The following is an 18,216-nucleotide window of genomic DNA, read 5'->3' on the forward strand; positions in this document are numbered from 1 at the left end:
ATTTATGCAGTTATTTGACAAAATAGTAAGTTTGCACTCAATTTAAACCGGAAGAAAATGTTAATCTTCAATAAAAAGTCTGATTTAACGGCACATTTGGCAACAGTTCGTTCTCAAAAAACCAAAATCGGCTTTGTCCCTACCATGGGTGCCCTACACCAAGGACATTTGTCGCTGATGCAGGAATCCCTGAAAAATAACACCATAACGGTGGTAAGTATTTTTGTAAATCCAACACAGTTTAACAACGCCGAGGATTTAGCCAAATATCCGAGAACACTCGAGCGCGATGTGGAAAAAATAAAAACACTTTCCGACAACATCATCGTATATGCACCTTCTATAGACGATATCTATGAGGGCAACACAAAATCATCAGCCTTTAATTACGACGGGCTGGAATTTCAAATGGAAGGCGCACACCGTCCCGGCCATTTTGACGGCGTGGGAACCATCGTGAAAAAATTATTTGAAATTGTAACTCCCGACAACGCCTATTTTGGCGAAAAGGATTTTCAGCAGTTGCAGATCGTGAAAAAAATGACCGAAAAACACAAGCTACCGGTAGTCATTCACGGCTGTCCGATTCATCGCGAACCCAACGGCCTGGCGATGAGTTCCCGCAACGAGCGTCTTTCGGAAGAAGCAAGAAACGAAGCAGCAATAATCTACAAGATCTTAAAAGCAGCCAAAACGAAATTCGAAAAACAAACAGCAAAAGAAGTCAGCACTTTTGTTACTAACGAATTCAATAAATACCCGAATTTCGAACTGGAGTATTTTGAAATCGCAGACGAGGACACTTTACTTCCTTGCAAAAGAAAAAGTAAAACCAGAAAATATCGTGGTTTCGTAGCTGTTTTCATAAACAACATCAGATTAATAGATAATATTTCACTAAATTGATATAACTTTGCAGTATGCAAATTCACGTTGTTAAATCCAAGATTCACCGCGTAAAGGTGACTGGAGCCGATTTAAATTATATCGGAAGCATTACCATTGACGAAGCTCTAATGGAAGCTTCCAACATTCATGAAGGCGAAAAAGTATCCATCGTAAACCTGAATAACGGCGAACGTTTGGAAACTTACGCAATTACCGGACCAAGAAACAGTGGGGAAATCACCCTGAACGGACCGGCCGCGAGGAAAGTACACAAAGGTGATATCATCATTATTATTGCCTACGGAATCCTGACCTGCGAAGAAGCCAAAACCTTCAAGCCAGCCATTGTATTCCCTAATGAGAATGATAATTCACTAACATAGCTTGAACGAAAAAGTTAAAAAAACATTAGGCATTGTACTCCCGCTTCTGCTGGGAGTTTTTTTGGTTTTTTACACTTACAACAAGTTTACCGACCAGCAATTGGAAGAAATGAAAGGCTATTTTAAAAATGCCAACTACAGTTTCATTGCAATTTCATCTTTCTTTTCCATTGTAAGCCTGGCTGCCAGGGGTTACCGTTGGCGCTACAGCCTCGAGCACATGGGTTACCTTTCCAGTTTCCCGAATAATTTTTCCGCAGTATGCATCGGCTATCTGATGAATTACACGGTTCCCCGTTCGGGCGAAGTATCACGTGCCCTTGTACTGAAAAAATACAACGACATTCCGTTTGACAAAGCTTTCGGAACCATTATTGCCGAACGAGTAATCGACCTGTTTATCCTTATTGGATTCATTCTTACGGCGCTCATACTCCAATTTGACCAACTGCAGGCCTTTCTTTCCAGTATCATCCCGGTTGAAAAATTAATATACGTTGGATTTATTGGCATGTTCGGGTTCATTAGCGTTATCTTGCTCTTCATTTTTTCGAATTGGAAACCAATTTTATTCATAAAAGAGAAAATTACAGGTTTAGTTGAAGGTCTTTTAAGCGCATTCAAAATGCCACACCGTGTACCTTTTATGATGTATACGGCAGTCATTTGGATTTCTTACGTACTGACATTCTATTCCGCCGTATTTGCCTTACCGGAAACCAGCGGCATCAGCTTAGGCGTAATCATCACTGCATTCGTGGTTGGAAGTTTAGCCGTTACCTTCACTAATGGTGGATTTGGAGCCTTCCCTTTAATGATTGCACAGATCCTGCTGCTTTATAACATTCCTGAAACCGCCGGAACAGCCTTCGGATGGATTTTATGGAGCTCACAAACCGCGCTTGTTGTACTTTTGGGTGGCATTTCGTTTTTACTTTTACCTGTTTTCAATCGAAAAAAATAATTTGCTATATTGCTGTTCTTTTTTAACAGTTAAATACAGTAAATTTCATGAAAACCAAATTGCTCCTACTCCTCACGTTTGTAACGGGTTCCTTGTTCGCACAGCGCTTTGACGAACCGTTTGAATCTCAAAAACTGGGCGTTGCTCGCGATATCAGTATCATTCTTCCGCCTTCATACGAATCGGCCAAGGAGAAAAAATACCCTGTTTTCGTAGTTTTGGACAGTGAATATTTATTGGACCCGGTATTGGGAACAATGAAATACGGTGCTTATTGGGATGATCTTCCAGAAGTGATTATCGTCGGAATCAATCAGAACAAAGGAAACGAACGCGAATATGACACGCAATTTGACGAAGACGGACTTCCTACTGAGCAGGGAGCGAAATTCTTCGAGTTTGTCGGAATGGAATTGCTACCGTTTATAGAGAAAAAATTCCGTGTGGCGCCTTTCCGAATGATTGTCGGACACGATTTGACAGCTTCTTTCATAAATGCTTATCTGTATAAAGACAACCCTGTTTTTAATGCTTATTTATGCTTAAGCCCTGAATTACCGGCTGAAATGGAAACCAGAATTCCTGAGCGACTTAAAATTGCTCAAAAACCAATCTTCTACTATCTGGCTACCGCGGATGGTGATTTAAAACCGATGAGAGAACGTATTAAAGTCCTTGATGAAGGAGCAAAAGCCGTAAAATCAGATTTTGTAAAATACTCTTTTGATGATTTTAAAAACACATCGCACTACTCCTTGGTTCCGGCTGCTATCAATAGTGCTATAGCTACAATTTTTGAAGGCTACCAACCGATTTCAATGAATGAATTCCAAGAGAAACTGGGCAAACAGGAAAAAGGACACACCCAATATCTTGTGGACAAATACGCCAATATCCAAAAGAAACTGGGCTTTATGCCGAGGATCCGTCTTTCCGATTTCAAAGCCATTGAAGCGGCTATCATGAAAAACAAGAACTACGAAGATTTTCTTCCGCTCTCAGAATTGGCAAAGAAAAACTACCCTAAAACCATGTTGAGTGAATACCACAAAGCCATGTATTATGACAATATGGGCGAACCGGCCAAAGCCCAAAAAGCATTTATGACCGCTTTTGGACAAGCTCCGATTCGTGACCTAACCAAAGACATGATGCTGGAACGTGCCGATGCCATCAAAGGACAATTGAAAAAAGAAAAGAATCGCGACAAAGAAGTCACTGAAGAGCCGACCGAAGCCCCTGCGGAAACTCCGGCCGATGCTCCAACAGAAACGCCAACAGAAACGCCTGCCGAACAACCGAAACAATAATAATGTCGAAAATAAAAACCGCCTTTTTCTGCCAGAGCTGCGGCACCCAGTTTGCCAAATGGCAAGGACAGTGCACATCCTGTAAGGCATGGAATACCATTGTAGAAGAAGTCATTCACAAAGAAGAAAAAGTAGCTTGGAAGACAGAAACTTCTCCAGTCAAAAAAGCCGCTAAACCTTTAAAAATAAAAGAAATTGATTCTGTCGAAGAAATTCGGTTAAACACTACAGACGGAGAGTTAAACCGAGTTTTGGGCGGCGGAATCGTTCCGGGCTCCTTAACCCTTTTAGGTGGCGAACCCGGAATTGGAAAGAGTACGCTCCTTTTGCAAATCTCTTTGAAATTACCCTATAAAACCCTCTATGTCTCTGGGGAAGAAAGTCAGAAGCAGATAAAAATGCGCGCCGAAAGGATTACAGCCAACAGCGATAACTGTTATATCCTGACCGAAACCAAAACTCAGAATATATTTCGTCAGATTGAAGAAATCGAACCGGAAATCGTGATTATCGACTCCATTCAGACACTTCATACCGATTACATCGAATCGTCTCCCGGAAGCATATCTCAAATCAGGGAAACCACGGCAGAACTGATAAAATTCGCCAAGGAAACCAATACTCCGGTTATCCTTATCGGACATATTACAAAGGATGGTAACATTGCCGGTCCGAAGATTCTGGAGCACATGGTAGATACCGTTTTACAATTTGAAGGCGACCGAAATCATGTTTACCGCATTTTACGATCGCTTAAAAACCGTTTTGGATCCACCGCCGAACTGGGCATTTATGAAATGCTTGGCTCCGGATTGCGCGAAGTAGCCAATCCGTCGGAGATTTTGATTTCCCATAAAGACGAGGAACTTTCGGGTACTGCCATTGCCTCTACATTAGAAGGTATGCGACCGCTAATGATTGAAATACAGGCCTTAGTTTCCACCGCTGTCTACGGAACGCCACAACGCAGCACCACCGGTTACAACGCCAAGCGACTCAACATGATTTTAGCAGTACTGGAAAAACGCGCCGGTTTTCATTTGGGTTCCAAAGATGTGTTCTTAAATGTTACAGGAGGAATTTCCGTGGACGATCCGGCTATTGATTTGGCGGTTGTAGCAGCGATACTCTCATCCAACGAAGATATTCCGGTGGAAAAAAACTTTTGTTTTGCAGGCGAAGTAGGACTTTCGGGAGAAATCCGTCCGGTAAACCGTGTAGAACAACGCATACAAGAGGCCGAAAAATTAGGTTTTTCGACCATTTTCGTTTCCAAATACAATAAAATATCACTAAAAAATACGCTTATCGAAATAAAAATGGTGGCGAAGGTTGAAGATGTCGTTTCGGAATTATTTGGATAGACAATCTTATTAGGACCATAAAAAATATCGTCTAATTAACTATCACAAAGTATGAACATTAAAACATTACTACTGGTCTGTGCGACAGCACTTTTAGTTTCCTGCAACAAGGCTGATGTTTACAGCAAATTAGATAAAGATTTTCCGCATAACCGATGGGAACAGACTGATGCAAAAACCTATGAGTTTACGATTACAGATGACACAAAATTATATGATCTGATTTTCAGATTCAGCTATTCGTATGATTACCAATTCCAAAGTATTCCCTTGGATTTTACCATCACAGATCCTTCCGGAAAAGAAGAAAAATTTTCACTGGCCCTCCAGATAAAAGACAGTTCCGGAAAAGAACTCGGCGATTGCATAGGGGATTTATGCGATTTGCACCATATCATCAAAGAAAACGCAAAACTAACCAAAGGAAATTACAAACTGAAGGTATCAAATTCCTTCCACGGACCTTATTTACCGAATGTCTTTGGCGTAGGATTAGATGTTGCCACGGCTCAATAAAAACAAGAAAACAACAAAAAAGCAGACTTCTCAGTCTGCTTTTTTTTTATAGTTGAATATTGTATTAATCAATGATATCAAAACCGGTGTATTTACGTAGTACTTCCGGAATAACGATTCCTTCAGGTGTCTGGTAATTTTCCAGGATTCCTGCCAATACACGTGGTAACGCTAACGAACTTCCGTTTAAGGTGTGTGCCAATTGCGTTTTACCGTCTTTTCCTTTGAAACGTAATTTCAAACGGTTCGCTTGGAACGTTTCAAAATTAGAAACCGATGAAATTTCCAACCAACGGTCCTGCGCTGTAGAGAACACCTCAAAATCGTACGTTAACGCAGAAGCGAAGCCCATATCACCACCGCAAAGACGTAAAATACGGTATGGTAATTTCAATTCTTTCAATAATCCTTTTACGTGTTCCACCATGCCGTCCAAAGCTTCGTGTGATTTTTCAGGATGCTCGATACGAACGATTTCCACTTTGTCAAACTGATGCAAACGGTTCAATCCGCGAACGTGAGCTCCCCAAGAACCAGCTTCTCTTCGGAAACATGGAGTATATCCAGTTGCCAAAACAGGCAATTCGCTCTCCTGCAAAATAACATCACGGTAAATATTCGTCACCGGAACTTCGGCTGTAGGAATCAGATACAAATCGTCTTTGGCATCGTGATACATTTGTCCGTCTTTATCCGGCAACTGACCGGTTCCATAAGCGGATGCCTCATTAACCAAATGCGGCACCTGAACTTCCTGATAACCCGCTTCGGTATTTTTATCAAGAAAATAAGAAATCAAAGCACGTTGCAACTTCGCTCCTTTTCCTTTGTATACTGGGAATCCGGGAGCAGTAATCTTCGTACCCAATTCGAAATCGATGATATCGTATTTTTTAATCAGTTCCCAATGCGGTAAGGCACCTTCGTGCAAAACCGGAATCTCGCCTTCCTCGTAAACGTTAATGTTATCGTCAGCAGATTTCCCTACTGGCACAATATCGGCTGGTGTATTTGGTAATTTATATAATTCCTGCGTAAGCTCTTCGGAAACCGTGTTTAAAACTTCGGTAAGTTCTTTTCCTTTTTCACGCAATTGTGTCGACTTTTCCTTTAAAATCTCCGCTTTGGCTTTTTCGCCGCTTTTCATCATTGCTCCGATGTCTTTGGACAGCTTGTTCGACTCGGCTAAAATATTGTCCAATTCCACTTGAGTTGCACGACGTTTTTCGTCCAGTGCCACCACAGTCGCAACCAATTCTTTAGCATCTAAATTTCTTTTTGCCAAAGCCTGGATTACCTTTTCCTGGTTTTCTCTGATAAAAGCTATCTGTAACATATATATTGATTTTTAAGGTGAGCAAATTTAAGGATTTGTTTTATTAATTTGACAGTAAACAGCGAAAGTTAGCTATTATCCTTTTGATTAAAACAGTAATATTTAGCAAAACCGTAATCATCGAACAGATTATTTTTTATTTTTGACGGATTTCCCCTTGATTATGAAGTATATCGCCCTCTTTTTAGCACTAGCAACAACATCGATTGGCTTTTCCCAAGATAACCAAAATGAATTTCATCAATTAGTGCATGCCGAGATGAAAGCAGCGGCAGGAAAAATGAATTTCAGGGAAAATCCCAATACTCAAAACTACGACATCACCTATCACAAGCTTGAATTCACAGTCGATCCGGCTATTTATTTCATCACGGGAAAAGTCACCACCACATACACCGTATTGGAGAATATGACCAGCATCACTTTTGACCTGACAACTGAAATGATCGTAAACAGTGTAAAACAAGGAACGACAGATTTAACCTATCTGCAAAACGGAAACAACGAATTGGTAATAACATTACCGACTGAGCAAGCATCAGGTACAACAAACAGTGTGGAAATATCCTATTCCGGCGCACCCCCAGTAAGTGGCTTTAGTGCTTTTGCAACCTCTTCCCATAATGGGATTCCTGTGATGTGGACACTTTCCGAACCTTATGGAGCCCGAGACTGGTGGCCCTGCAAACAGGACCTAAACGACAAGGTGAGCAGCATTGACGTTTACATAACCGCCCCTTCCCAATACATAAGTGTTTCCAATGGCCTGGAACAATCTCAAACCATAAACGGCACAAACAAAACCACTCATTTCCATCATGGCTATCCCATCCCGGCTTACCTCATCGCTATTGCCGTAACCAATTACCAAATATACAACCAGCAGGGAGGACTAGGAACGACAGAAAGCCCTTTCTTCCCAATTGTTAATTACATCTACCCCGAAACCGCGTCATCGACCCAAAACAGCTTATCGGTTACCCCGGGAATCATCAATACGTACGAATCCCTTTTTACACCCTATCCGTTTAGAAATGAAAAATACGGGCATGCTCAATTTGGCTGGGGAGGCGGAATGGAACATACCACTGTATCCTTTATGGGCGGTTGGAACAGGGATTTGATATCACACGAGATGGGCCATCAGTGGTTTGGTGACAAAGTTACCTGCGGCAGTTGGAAAGATATTTGGCTAAATGAAGGCATTACCGAATACTTATCAGGATTGATTGTAGAAAACATGGATGGCGAAGCGGATTTTCTTTCCTGGAAGTCCAACAAAATCAACAGCGTTACATCACGACCCGATGGAAATTTATATTTAACCGACGAACAACTAACGGACATCAACAGAATATTTAGTTCCAGACTTACTTACGATAAAGGTTCTATGGTAACAAACATGATTCGGTTTAAAATGGGCGATGATAATTTCTTTCAGGCGATGCGAAACTACCTGAACGACCCTGCTTTGGCTTATGGATATGCGACAACACCACAGCTACAAGCGCATCTGGAAGCCGCTTCAGGAATGGACTTTACCGATTTTTTCAATGATTGGGTTTACAAAGAAGGTTACCCAACTTACAACATAATAGCTCAAAACTGGGGAGCCGGGCTGGCAAAAATAACAATCAACCAAACTACCTCGCATCCGTCTGTACCTTTTTTTGAAATGCCCGTTCCAATTCAATTAATTGGGGAAAACGGGGAAAAACGAGACCTTGTTCTGAAAAACAATGTTAACGCTCAGGAATTCATTATCGAAGTGCCTTTCAAGGTTTCGGAGATTCATTTTGATCCAAAAAAAAATATCATTTCCAGAAATAGCACCGCAATTGTGACAGACAATTCAGATTTAGCCATTTATCCGAATCCTAGCCACGACATCTTAACCATAAAACTTCCCGCCAACTCTGAATTGGAAAAAGTGGAATTATACAATATGTTGGGCCAGTTGATTCTAAAGGAAAACAATGCCATCATAAACATCAGTCCATTATCAAATGGTGTTTATGCGCTAATCGTCAATACTTCAACAGGAACATTTTATAAAAATATAATAAAAAAATAAGGGCCTGTTTGTTCTGCATAAGAAAGCACTACATCTTTAAACTAAATTGCTACTGCAAGTTGACAGTTATCACTTAGGAAACATTCCCTTCGAACCCAACAAGATTGTCAGTTTCTATCCTAATCCGGTTAATGACCGTATAACAATTCAGTTGTCGGCAATCATCCAATTGCAGAAAGCCGAAATTTACAATACATTGGGGCAATTTGTCGCAACAGAAACGAATGCGGACTTCACTGTAAATCAACTGTCAAACGGCGTTCATCCGATTAAAATAAAAACCTCGAAAGGCGTAATTCAAAAAAATTTTATAAAAAAATAAGCAAACCAAAATAACTTGATAAAAAGTACGGTTAAAACCTTACTTTTGTCGTTTATAATAAAATTTACTGTTTAAAAATGATACAAGTAGGACAAATCCTTTTCATATTATCCGTATTAGTAATTCTACACGAATTTGGCCACTATATCACGGCGCGAATGTTCAAAGTAAGAGTGGAGAAATTCTATCTTTTCATGGATGCCGGTTTCTCTTTATTAAAGAAAAAAATTGGCGATACCGAATGGGGAATCGGATGGCTGCCTATCGGAGGATATGTAAAACTGGCAGGAATGGTGGATGAAAGCATGGATATGGAGCAGATGAAACAAGAGCCTCAGCCTTGGGAATTCCGTTCTAAACCGGCCTGGCAACGTCTGATTATCATGTTGGGCGGTATCATTGTAAATGTTCTTTTGGCTTGGTTCCTATACACTGTGGTTTATACCACTTACGGACAAAAATATGTATCTACTGAAAAAATTCAGCAAAACGGATTATCCTTCGGCGAAACCGGATTGAGTGCAGGCTTCAAAAACGGCGATAAAATCCTTGCTGTAGACGGAACTTACCAACCTCGTTTCAACCGCATGGTATTGGATGCTTTATTAGGTGACAATATTGAAATCGAAAGAAACGGCGAAAAGAAAACCATCGTACTGTCAGATGAACACAAAGCTCAAATCCTGGCAAAAGAAGGACGCGATTTTGTTGGTGCAAGAAATCTGATTTCACAAATCGTAATAGACAGTGTAGCGCCTGTAAAAAACAACCCTTCTGTTTTTATGGCTGGAGATAAGATACAGATGCTAAACAACAAATCATTCGTATATTTTGATGAGTTTACAGATGAATTGAAAAACCAAAAAGGCAAAACTGTTCCGGTTACCGTTTTAAGAAAAGACGCTCCAGTCACTCTTTCCCTTACGATTGACAAAGATGGAGAGGCTGGATTCGGCAAAAGCATCTTTTTAGCACAATCAATGGATATGACAGATTCTTCTGTTAATGAAATTGTTCCGGGTTCGGAAGCAGACAAAGCAAAACTTCAGGAAAAAGATGTCATTTTAGGCTTCAACAATAGGATTTACGAAAATTTCTTTGATTTTAAAGCGAAATTAAGCCAGTCTGCCAACAAAGATATAACGCTGAATATCTTAAGAGGGACACAAAGAATGAATTTACCGGCCCATGTTGGCAAAAACGGAAAACTTGGATTTATATTAAAACCGAACAATCAGCCAAGCTACGAAATCGTAAACAAACTGAGTGTTGCAGAAGCTTTTCCTGAAGCCGTTAAAGAATCATGGCAGTTGTTGATCTATAACGTAAAGCAATTCAAATTGATTTTACGTCCAAAAACCGAAGCTTACAAACATGTAAAAAGTCCGGTTGGGATTGCACGCGCTTTACCAGACACGTGGAACTGGGAGTTCATCTGGAATTTTACCGCCTTATTTTCGATTGGTTTGGCCTTTATGAACCTATTACCAATCCCGGGATTAGACGGTGGTCATGCCCTGTTTACCATTGCTGAGATGATAACCGGCAAAACTTTAAGCGAAAAAGCGATGGGACATGTACAAACAGCCGGAATGATTATCTTACTGACTTTAATGGTTTTAACCTTCGGGAAAGACATTTACCAGTTGGTCGCCGATAAACTTTTATAAAAATTTTTAATTTTTTATTTGCGAGTATAAAATTTCAGCTTATATTTGCACCGCATTAAAGGTAACTCACCTTCCTCCTTAGCTCAGTTGGTTAGAGCATCTGACTGTTAATCAGAGGGTCCTTGGTTCGAGCCCAAGAGGGGGAGCAAAAAAAGCCATTCGCAAGAGTGGCTTTTTATATCTTTAAAATTAAAAAGTTCTTTACATAAAAAATACAGTTTCCTCCTTAGCTCAGTTGGTTAGAGCATCTGACTGTTAATCAGAGGGTCCTTGGTTCGAGCCCAAGAGGGGGAGCTTTTAAAAGCCTGACAGCAATGTCGGGCTTTTTTTGTACAAATAAAACTCTAAGCCATGCACTACGTTTACATTCTTTACTCGCCCCAAAAAGAAACTTTTTACATCGGAGAAACTGCCGACCTAGACAGAAGACTTCAGTGGCACCTCTCAAAAGAATTCAAAAATGCTCATTCTGCAATCGCTGAAGACTGGCAACTATTTTTCAAGATAAACTGCAAAAACATCACTCAAGCAAGAAAGATCGAAAACCACATTAAAGCGATGAAGTCCAAAAAATACATCCAAAACCTGACTATTTACCCAGACATAACAATCAGATTACTGGAAAAATACAACCAACTATAAGGGTCCTTGTCCCGATAGCTATCGGGACGAGCCCAAGAGGGGGAGCTTTTAAAGCCTGACAGCAATGTCGGGCTTTTTTTGTACAAATAAAACTCCAAGCCATGCACTACGTTTACATTCTTTACTCGCCCCAAAAAGAAACTTTTTACATCGGAGAAACTGCCGACCTAGACAGAAGACTTCAGTGGCACCTTTCAAAAGAATTCAAAAATGCTCATTCTGCAATCGCTGAAGACTGGCAACTATTTTTCAAGATAAACTGCAAAAACATCACTCAAGCAAGAAAGATCGAAAACCACATTAAAGCGATGAAGTCCAAAAAATACATCCAAAACCTGACTATTTACCCAGACATAACAATCAGATTACTGGAAAAATACAACCAATTATAAGGGTCCTTGTCCCGATAGCTATCGGGACGAGCCCAAGAGGGGGAGCTTTTAAAGCCTGACAGCAATGTCGGGCTTTTTTTATTTCTAACAATTCTACCCAGACATTTTGCTTGTATGTTTACTAAAGCTAAAGACAACATCAATTCCTTAAACTTATCCAAACGCTCTTTAGCTCCAAAGCAACAACAGTTACATTTATTATTCGACTATTTCGTAACTTTACGGAAATATTAAAATTCAACCATGAACATATTGTTTAAAAACTGGCATTTCATGCGTTACTTCCGATTGGCATTAGCCCTGTTTTTAGGATACGAAGCCGTCCGTACGCATGAGTGGTTTTTTATGGCTTTTGCAGCCTTTTTTCTTTTCCAGGCCATCTTTAATTTCGGATGCAGATCACAAAGCTGTACAGTGCCCCAAAAAAGAAGCAAGAAATAACTATGAGCAACTTTTCAGAAATAATCAATAAAAACCAACCCGTGTTAATCGATTTTCACGCGACATGGTGCGGTCCCTGCCAAACACTTTCCCCTATTCTCAAACAAGTCAAAGACGAATTGGGCGACAGCATATCGATAATAAAAATCGACGTCGATAAAAACCCCGCAATCGCGGAACAGTTTCAGGTTCGGGGCGTACCCACCATGCTGTTGTTCAAAAACGGAAAACAACTGTGGCGTCAATCAGGAATACTTTCGAAAAGCGACCTCCTTAACGTTTTCAAACAATACAGCTAAGCAGCTGTTCAATCAAAGCTGGTCTATTAAAAACGAAACAATAAAACGAAACAATAAAACGAAACAATAAAACGAAAAATATGAAAGCAAACATGGGAAATCGCGATAAATTCATCCGCATTGGAATTTCGATCATTTTAGCAATATTGGTCGCAACTGAAGTCATTACCGGAACACTAGGTTTTGTTGCATTGGGCATAGGAGCAGTCTTTCTATTAACCAGCACCATCAGTTTTTGCCCATTGTACTCACTGCTGGGCATAAAAACCACACCAAAAACAACTGATGAAAAATAAAACAGTACTGCTTTGGTTAGTCGGCGGCGTCATAGGTGCTACGGCGGGCTATTTCTATTTCTTGTACTTTGGATGCAAAGATTCCTGTACCATTACTTCAAGTCCGATTAACAGCACACTTTACGGAACCGTTATGGGCGGACTCCTGTTCTCCATGTTTGACACGAAGAAGAAAAAATAAACCGTTGGATGGTTTTCACTACACTATAACCCCTGCTGTATGCAGGGGTTTTTTACTATATCAAAACTCCTATCATTACGTTGTAAATCGTAAAAAACTTTTATTTCTTTTGCCGAAAATAGCGCTATCATTTCAAATCGCTACCCTATACAACTGACATACAGGTATTTAATCGCATTTACTGTCTTTTCCATTCGATTTATTCGTAAATTTACTACACTCTTATAGTAAAGCCCCTCAAACTTTTATTCACATTGTGAAATGCCCATGATTTGCATGAGAAATCACCGCACTGGTAATCTCATGACAATTTCGCACATCTATTAAAAAAAATAAACAACTGTATCATGAAAAAAATTATTCTTTTGGTAAGCCTGATGGCTTGTTTATTTGGATTTGCCCAGCCCGGAGCACTGGACCTCTCTTTTAACCCAACAGATGCAGGTTTTGGTTGGGGAGACGGACCAAATGCTTCTGTTTCCTCAACCAACCTCCTACCCGATGGTAAAATCATTATTGGTGGGATTTTTACGTCCTATAATGGTAAGACACGAAATAGAATCGCCCGTCTGAACCCAAATGGCTCGCTTGATGCTTCTTTTAATCCCGGCACTGGTGCGGATAATGCTGTTTGGTCAACCGCCCTGCAGCCCGACGGAAAAATTATTATTGGCGGGGAATTTTCGTCGTATAACGGTACGACGCGCAATAAAATTGCCCGCCTAAATGCCGATGGCTCACTGGACACCTCTTTTAATCCGGGTATCGGCCCGACGAATGACTCTTCTAATTCAGTTGTTTGGTCAATCGCCTTGCAAGCCGATGGGAAAATAATTATCGGCGGGGCATTTACATCATATAATGGTACGGAACGATTTAGAATCGCCCGACTGAATGCAGATGGATCGCTGGATTCCTCCTTTAGTCATGGTTATGGGTCGAGTGGCCCTGTTTACGCAATATCCTGCCAACCCGACGGAAAAATCATTATTGGTGGACTTTTTGGTTCGTATAATGGTACGGAACGCTTACATATCGCCCGCCTGAACACCGATGGCTCACTGGACTCCTCTTTTAATGTCGGGACAGGGGCAACTTCCAGAGTTATGTCCATTGCACTGCAACCCGATGGAAAAATCGTTATCGGCGGGGATTTTGATCACTATAATGGTACAGCACGCAATCATATCGCCCGCCTGAACAACGATGGCTCCCTTGACACCGCTTTCAATCCCGCAGGGCCGGATAATGGAGTCTATTCAATCGCACTGCAGCCCAATGGAAAAATCATTATTGGCGGGAATTTTTTAAGGATTAACGGTAGTCTCCGCAAGGGAATCGTCCGACTGAACGGGGATGGCTCGTTGGAGACCTCTTTTAATCCGGGTACCTTATCAGTTGGTCCTGTCGACTCAATCGTCCTGCAACCCGATGGTAAAATCATTATTGGCGGGGATAATTTCACCCGCCTGAATACCGATGGCTCGCTGGACACCGCTTTTAATCCGGGGGGTACCGGAGCGAATAGCTCACTTACTTCAATAACCCCGCAACCCGATGGCAAAATCATTATTGGAGGGGATTTCACTTATTATAATGGTGCAACACGCAATCATATCGCCCGTCTGAATGCCAATGGCTCGTTGGACGCCACTTTTAATCCGGGTACCGGGGTTATTGGCCAAGTTAATTCAACTACCGTGCAACCCAATGGAAAAATCATTATTGCCGGGTGGTTTTGGGGGTATAACGGTACGACACGCAATAAAATTGCCCGCCTGAATGCCGATGGTTCTCTGGACAACTCTTTTAATCCGGGTATAGGAGCGGATAGCGGCGTTTCAGCAATCGCCCTGCAACCCGATGGCAAAATCATTATTAGCGGTCTTTTTACCTCGTATAACGGTACGGCACGCAATAAAATCGCCCGCGTGAATGCCGATGGTTCTCTGGACACCTCTTTCAATCCGGGTAGCGGGGTGTTTGGCAATAATGCAATTTCAATCGCCCTGCAACCCAATGGCAAAATCATTATTGGTGGAAAATTTACTTATTATAATGGTACAGTACGCAATAATATCGCCCGCCTGAATGCCGATGGCTCGTTGGACACCTCTTTTAATCCGGGCACAGGGGTACCTGATTTTGTTAACACAGCCACCCTGCAGCCCGATGGCAGAATCATTGTCGGCGGAGGATTATACGATGAAGACTATATGATCAGTACCGGCAAGATCATCCGCCTGAACACGGATGGCTCTCTGGACACTTCTTTTAACCCGGGTGTCAGCCCCGGGGATTTTAGTGAAATTAAGTCAACCATCCTGCAACCCGATGGCAAAATCATTATTGGCGGGAGGTTCGTGTCTTATAATGGTGTTCCTCTCCACGGTATAGCCCTCCTTAATGCGGATGGGTCACTGGAGACCACTTTTAATCCGGGCACAGGGGTGGATCGAGCCGTTTCAGCGATCATCCTGCAACCCGATGGCAAAATCATTATTGGCGGGGATTTTACTTCCTATAACGGCGCAGGACGCAATAGGATTGCAAGGATACACGGAAACACATCCCTATCAAGCAATCAAGCTGCCTACATGTTTAGTAACGTGGTAGCATATCCAAATCCGTTCAGCGAAAACTTCAAATTAAACATATCTACTTTACATGAAGAAACAATAATAATAACGGTTTATGATATGATTGGAAGACAACTTGAACAACATGAGGTTAAACCGAGTGAAGCATCTAAACTTCAAATGGGTAACCAATTCCCTTCAGGGGTTTACAATGTTACAATGGTGCAAGGCAAGGAAACAAAAACGCTGAAAGTGATAAAAAAGTAAATCAATAAAAAATACGATTCTAAAGACAGTGGCAAATTGTAGTTTGCCACTGTTTTTTTTTGCATTATCCCAAAAGGTCAAAAAATTGAAAAGTCAAAACTCTGATTTCATAACGAGGGATTTTTCAAACAAAGCTACAATCGATTTAAAAAATCCAAAAAGCAACCTTCACCTACATTGCAGCTCTTATATACTTGCTCCATACTTAAGCCATACTTAAGCCATACTTAAGCCATACTTAAGCCATATATAAGCCATACATAAGCCGAGTAATTAAAAAACAGCTGCTTAAAAACAACTCTCATTTTTTTTCGCCAAAAACCGTAACTTTATCCTTCACAACAAAACTGTTATGCAAACCAAAATAAATACCGCCCAGGAAGCTTTTGTCTACTGGAAGGCGACATCAATCGAAGAACGCGTTGCCATGGTTCAGGAGCTAAAAAAAGTGCTCCATCAAAACCGCGAACAATATGCCACCCTAATCACAAAGGAAATGGGCAAACCCATCACACAATCCCTTGCCGAAGTAGATAAATGCGGCGTGCTTTGCGACTATTATTGTCAAAATGCAGCCACCATACTACAAACCAAACATATCCATACCGAAGGCCATGAAAATTTCGTAACCTACGAACCGCTGGGCGTACTACTAGGCGTTATGCCTTGGAACTTCCCTTTCTGGCAGGTCTGCCGTTTTGCGATACCGTCAATCATTGCTGGGAACGTCATAATGGTTAAACATGCAAGCAATGTACCTGAATCAGCCGAAAGCATTGAAGCCTTATTTATAGAAAGCGGTTTTCCAATCGGTGTGTATCAAAACCTCCATTTATCGAGTGATAAAGTAGCCGACGTGATTGCCCATCCTGAAATCAAAGGAGTTTCCCTCACCGGAAGTGAAGCCGCAGGAAGTTCTGTAGCAGCACAGGCCGGAAAGCACCTTAAAAAGTCGTTACTGGAACTCGGAGGCAGCAATGCCTTTATCGTTTGCGAAGATGCCGATTTAGACAAAGCTGTAGCATCAGCCGTTAACGCACGCATGCAAAATACCGGACAAAGCTGTATTGCAGCCAAACGTTTTTTAATTCAGCAGAACATTTTCGACGATTTCACCGAAAAATACAAACAAGCCGTCAGCCAGCTCGTTTGTGGTGACCCCATGCTGGCAGAAACACAAATTGGTCCGCTGGCCCGTGTTGACTTAGCCATAGAATTGGAAAAACAAGTCGAACAATCCGTTGCCATGGGCGCGAAAATAATACTGGGTGGAAAACGAAAAGACGCTTTTTACGATCCAACTATACTGATCAACGTTACCACCGAGATGCCAGTTTTCAAAGAAGAAACCTTTGGCCCAGTAGCGGCTCTGATTTCTTTCAAAGACTTGACCGAAGCCATCGAGATCAGCAATCAGTCCGAATTCGGCTTAGGCGTTTGCATTTTTACCGAAGATATCGATACCCTCAGAAACCATATAAGCAAATTCGAGGAAGGAGCGGTCTTCATCAACACTATGGTCAAATCCGACCCGCGTTTACCCTTCGGAGGAGTTAAAAAATCCGGCTACGGAAGGGAATTATCTGAAGAAGGTATTAAAGAATTCGTTAATATCAAAACAGTTGTAATCCAGAAGTCTTAAATTTCCCACCAAAAGAAGAAAAAATGTGAAACTCTTTTGTGACCTGTTCCTACAAACAAGGAGATTAAAAACTTTTCCTAAATTGCAGGGATTAAACACAAACCACTAACCATTATGAAAAAATTATTCTTTTTGTTATCGGCCCTAATGCTGATTTCCTTTGAATCCACAGCACAAAAAAAAATCGAAGCAGAAAAACAGGCGATTGCCACTACTTTGAACAATTGGCATAAAGATGCTGCGGAAGGAAATTTCGATAAGTATTTCGGTACGATGTCAGACGAATCCATCTTCATTGGTACCGATGCAACCGAAAACTGGAACAAAAAACAATTTATTGATTTTGCCAAACCGTATTTCGACAAAGGCCATGCCTGGGACTTTAAACCTGTTGAACGCCATATCTATATGGATCCATCCGGAAAAATAGCGTGGTTTGATGAATTATTGGACACTTGGATGAAAATCTGTCGCGGTTCGGGTGTTATGGTAAAAGAAGGAAAAGTGTGGAAAGTAAAACACTACGTACTTTCAATGACGGTTCCGAATGACGATGTTAAAGACGTTATCAAAATTATTGCACCGAAGGAAGATGCACAGCTGCAACAAATAAAAAGCAGCAAATAAAATTAATCCTAAACCAAACAAAA

General features: G+C 41.2%; 19 protein-coding genes and 2 tRNA genes. 20 read left to right on the plus strand and 1 reads right to left on the minus strand.

The window, feature by feature from the left end:
• The first annotated feature begins 57 nt into the window (after positions 1–57).
• Genes panC through LZF87_RS02550 form a run of 6 tightly spaced genes read left to right on the plus strand, consistent with a single transcriptional unit; the run spans position 58 to position 5,425 of the window.
• Complete coding sequence (panC, locus tag LZF87_RS02525; RefSeq protein WP_244341362.1) at positions 58–906, plus strand: pantoate--beta-alanine ligase; 849 nt, start codon at positions 58–60, stop codon at positions 904–906.
• 14 nt (positions 907–920) lie between these two features.
• Positions 921–1,271: an aspartate 1-decarboxylase gene (gene panD / locus LZF87_RS02530; protein WP_023573119.1), complete on the plus strand. Its 351-nt coding sequence runs from the start codon at positions 921–923 to the stop codon at positions 1,269–1,271.
• A 1-nt stretch (position 1,272) separates the two neighbouring features.
• Complete coding sequence (locus LZF87_RS02535; RefSeq protein WP_244341365.1) at positions 1,273–2,235, plus strand: lysylphosphatidylglycerol synthase transmembrane domain-containing protein; 963 nt, start codon at positions 1,273–1,275, stop codon at positions 2,233–2,235.
• 47 nt (positions 2,236–2,282) lie between these two features.
• Complete coding sequence (locus LZF87_RS02540; RefSeq protein WP_244341368.1) at positions 2,283–3,545, plus strand: alpha/beta hydrolase-fold protein; 1,263 nt, start codon at positions 2,283–2,285, stop codon at positions 3,543–3,545.
• Between the two features lie 2 nt (positions 3,546–3,547).
• Positions 3,548–4,909 carry a DNA repair protein RadA gene (radA, locus tag LZF87_RS02545; protein ID WP_244341370.1) on the plus strand — a complete coding sequence of 454 codons (1,362 nt, stop codon included), beginning with the start codon at positions 3,548–3,550 and terminating at the stop codon, positions 4,907–4,909.
• A gap of 51 nt (positions 4,910–4,960) precedes the next feature.
• Positions 4,961–5,425, plus strand: a complete 465-nt coding sequence (locus LZF87_RS02550) for a gliding motility lipoprotein GldH (protein WP_244341372.1) — start codon at positions 4,961–4,963, stop codon at positions 5,423–5,425.
• 64 nt (positions 5,426–5,489) lie between these two features.
• On the opposite strand, the gene serS is transcribed toward LZF87_RS02550, so the two are convergent.
• Complete coding sequence (gene serS / locus LZF87_RS02555) at positions 5,490–6,761, minus strand: serine--tRNA ligase (protein ID WP_244341378.1); 1,272 nt, start codon at positions 6,759–6,761, stop codon at positions 5,490–5,492.
• A 163-nt stretch (positions 6,762–6,924) separates the two neighbouring features.
• Between serS and LZF87_RS02560 the strand changes: the two genes are divergently transcribed.
• From LZF87_RS02560 to LZF87_RS02625, 14 genes are all read left to right on the plus strand, one after another.
• Positions 6,925–8,835, plus strand: coding sequence for a M1 family aminopeptidase (locus LZF87_RS02560; protein ID WP_244341385.1), 1,911 nt, complete (start codon positions 6,925–6,927; stop codon positions 8,833–8,835).
• A 46-nt stretch (positions 8,836–8,881) separates the two neighbouring features.
• Positions 8,882–9,157, plus strand: a complete 276-nt coding sequence (locus tag LZF87_RS02565) for a T9SS type A sorting domain-containing protein (protein ID WP_244341387.1) — start codon at positions 8,882–8,884, stop codon at positions 9,155–9,157.
• Between the two features lie 77 nt (positions 9,158–9,234).
• The gene (locus tag LZF87_RS02570) at positions 9,235–10,827 is read left to right on the plus strand and encodes a site-2 protease family protein (protein WP_244341389.1); all 1,593 of its coding nucleotides are present in this window, start codon (positions 9,235–9,237) and stop codon (positions 10,825–10,827) included.
• Between the two features lie 72 nt (positions 10,828–10,899).
• Positions 10,900–10,973 (plus strand) — tRNA-Asn (locus tag LZF87_RS02575).
• A gap of 74 nt (positions 10,974–11,047) precedes the next feature.
• Positions 11,048–11,121, plus strand: a tRNA-Asn gene (locus tag LZF87_RS02580).
• A 57-nt stretch (positions 11,122–11,178) separates the two neighbouring features.
• Positions 11,179–11,469 (plus strand): GIY-YIG nuclease family protein, encoded by a 291-nt coding sequence (locus LZF87_RS02585; RefSeq protein WP_244341391.1) that lies wholly within the window; start codon positions 11,179–11,181, stop codon positions 11,467–11,469.
• A gap of 101 nt (positions 11,470–11,570) precedes the next feature.
• A complete protein-coding gene (locus LZF87_RS02590) occupies positions 11,571–11,861 on the plus strand; it encodes a GIY-YIG nuclease family protein (RefSeq protein ID WP_244341391.1) in 291 nt (96 codons plus the stop codon).
• A 243-nt stretch (positions 11,862–12,104) separates the two neighbouring features.
• Complete coding sequence (locus LZF87_RS02595) at positions 12,105–12,302, plus strand: hypothetical protein (RefSeq protein ID WP_244341393.1); 198 nt, start codon at positions 12,105–12,107, stop codon at positions 12,300–12,302.
• A gap of 2 nt (positions 12,303–12,304) precedes the next feature.
• Positions 12,305–12,601 (plus strand): thioredoxin, encoded by a 297-nt coding sequence (gene trxA / locus LZF87_RS02600; RefSeq protein WP_244341395.1) that lies wholly within the window; start codon positions 12,305–12,307, stop codon positions 12,599–12,601.
• Between the two features lie 80 nt (positions 12,602–12,681).
• Positions 12,682–12,897, plus strand: a complete 216-nt coding sequence (locus LZF87_RS02605; RefSeq protein ID WP_244341397.1) for a YgaP family membrane protein — start codon at positions 12,682–12,684, stop codon at positions 12,895–12,897.
• Complete coding sequence (locus LZF87_RS02610; protein WP_244341406.1) at positions 12,887–13,078, plus strand: hypothetical protein; 192 nt, start codon at positions 12,887–12,889, stop codon at positions 13,076–13,078. The genes LZF87_RS02605 and LZF87_RS02610 overlap by 11 nt, the downstream gene beginning before the upstream one ends.
• A gap of 347 nt (positions 13,079–13,425) precedes the next feature.
• A complete protein-coding gene (locus tag LZF87_RS02615) occupies positions 13,426–15,924 on the plus strand; it encodes a T9SS type A sorting domain-containing protein (protein ID WP_244341415.1) in 2,499 nt (832 codons plus the stop codon).
• 352 nt (positions 15,925–16,276) lie between these two features.
• Positions 16,277–17,566 carry an NAD-dependent succinate-semialdehyde dehydrogenase gene (locus LZF87_RS02620; RefSeq protein ID WP_244341417.1) on the plus strand — a complete coding sequence of 430 codons (1,290 nt, stop codon included), beginning with the start codon at positions 16,277–16,279 and terminating at the stop codon, positions 17,564–17,566.
• 114 nt (positions 17,567–17,680) lie between these two features.
• Positions 17,681–18,193: a nuclear transport factor 2 family protein gene (locus tag LZF87_RS02625; RefSeq protein WP_244341419.1), complete on the plus strand. Its 513-nt coding sequence runs from the start codon at positions 17,681–17,683 to the stop codon at positions 18,191–18,193.
• Positions 18,194–18,216: the final 23 nt, after the last annotated feature.

This window comes from Flavobacterium enshiense (genome assembly GCF_022836875.1).
GTDB classification, from domain to species: domain Bacteria; phylum Bacteroidota; class Bacteroidia; order Flavobacteriales; family Flavobacteriaceae; genus Flavobacterium; species Flavobacterium enshiense_A.

Excerpts from the sequence above, each read along its gene's own strand:
- panC (WP_244341362.1), top strand. The coding sequence starts at position 58 with ATGTTAATCTTCAATAAAAAGTCTGATTTAACGGCACATTTGGCAACA.
- panD (WP_023573119.1), top strand. The coding sequence starts at position 921 with ATGCAAATTCACGTTGTTAAATCCAAGATTCACCGCGTAAAGGTGACT.
- LZF87_RS02540 (WP_244341368.1), top strand. The coding sequence starts at position 2,283 with ATGAAAACCAAATTGCTCCTACTCCTCACGTTTGTAACGGGTTCCTTG.
- radA (WP_244341370.1), top strand. The coding sequence starts at position 3,548 with ATGTCGAAAATAAAAACCGCCTTTTTCTGCCAGAGCTGCGGCACCCAG.
- LZF87_RS02550 (WP_244341372.1), top strand. The coding sequence starts at position 4,961 with ATGAACATTAAAACATTACTACTGGTCTGTGCGACAGCACTTTTAGTT.
- serS (WP_244341378.1), bottom strand. The coding sequence starts at position 6,761 with ATGTTACAGATAGCTTTTATCAGAGAAAACCAGGAAAAGGTAATCCAG.
- LZF87_RS02560 (WP_244341385.1), top strand. The coding sequence starts at position 6,925 with ATGAAGTATATCGCCCTCTTTTTAGCACTAGCAACAACATCGATTGGC.
- LZF87_RS02570 (WP_244341389.1), top strand. The coding sequence starts at position 9,235 with ATGATACAAGTAGGACAAATCCTTTTCATATTATCCGTATTAGTAATT.
- LZF87_RS02585 (WP_244341391.1), top strand. The coding sequence starts at position 11,179 with ATGCACTACGTTTACATTCTTTACTCGCCCCAAAAAGAAACTTTTTAC.
- LZF87_RS02590 (WP_244341391.1), top strand. The coding sequence starts at position 11,571 with ATGCACTACGTTTACATTCTTTACTCGCCCCAAAAAGAAACTTTTTAC.
- LZF87_RS02595 (WP_244341393.1), top strand. The coding sequence starts at position 12,105 with ATGAACATATTGTTTAAAAACTGGCATTTCATGCGTTACTTCCGATTG.
- trxA (WP_244341395.1), top strand. The coding sequence starts at position 12,305 with ATGAGCAACTTTTCAGAAATAATCAATAAAAACCAACCCGTGTTAATC.
- LZF87_RS02605 (WP_244341397.1), top strand. The coding sequence starts at position 12,682 with ATGAAAGCAAACATGGGAAATCGCGATAAATTCATCCGCATTGGAATT.
- LZF87_RS02610 (WP_244341406.1), top strand. The coding sequence starts at position 12,887 with ATGAAAAATAAAACAGTACTGCTTTGGTTAGTCGGCGGCGTCATAGGT.
- LZF87_RS02615 (WP_244341415.1), top strand. The coding sequence starts at position 13,426 with ATGAAAAAAATTATTCTTTTGGTAAGCCTGATGGCTTGTTTATTTGGA.
- LZF87_RS02620 (WP_244341417.1), top strand. The coding sequence starts at position 16,277 with ATGCAAACCAAAATAAATACCGCCCAGGAAGCTTTTGTCTACTGGAAG.
- LZF87_RS02625 (WP_244341419.1), top strand. The coding sequence starts at position 17,681 with ATGAAAAAATTATTCTTTTTGTTATCGGCCCTAATGCTGATTTCCTTT.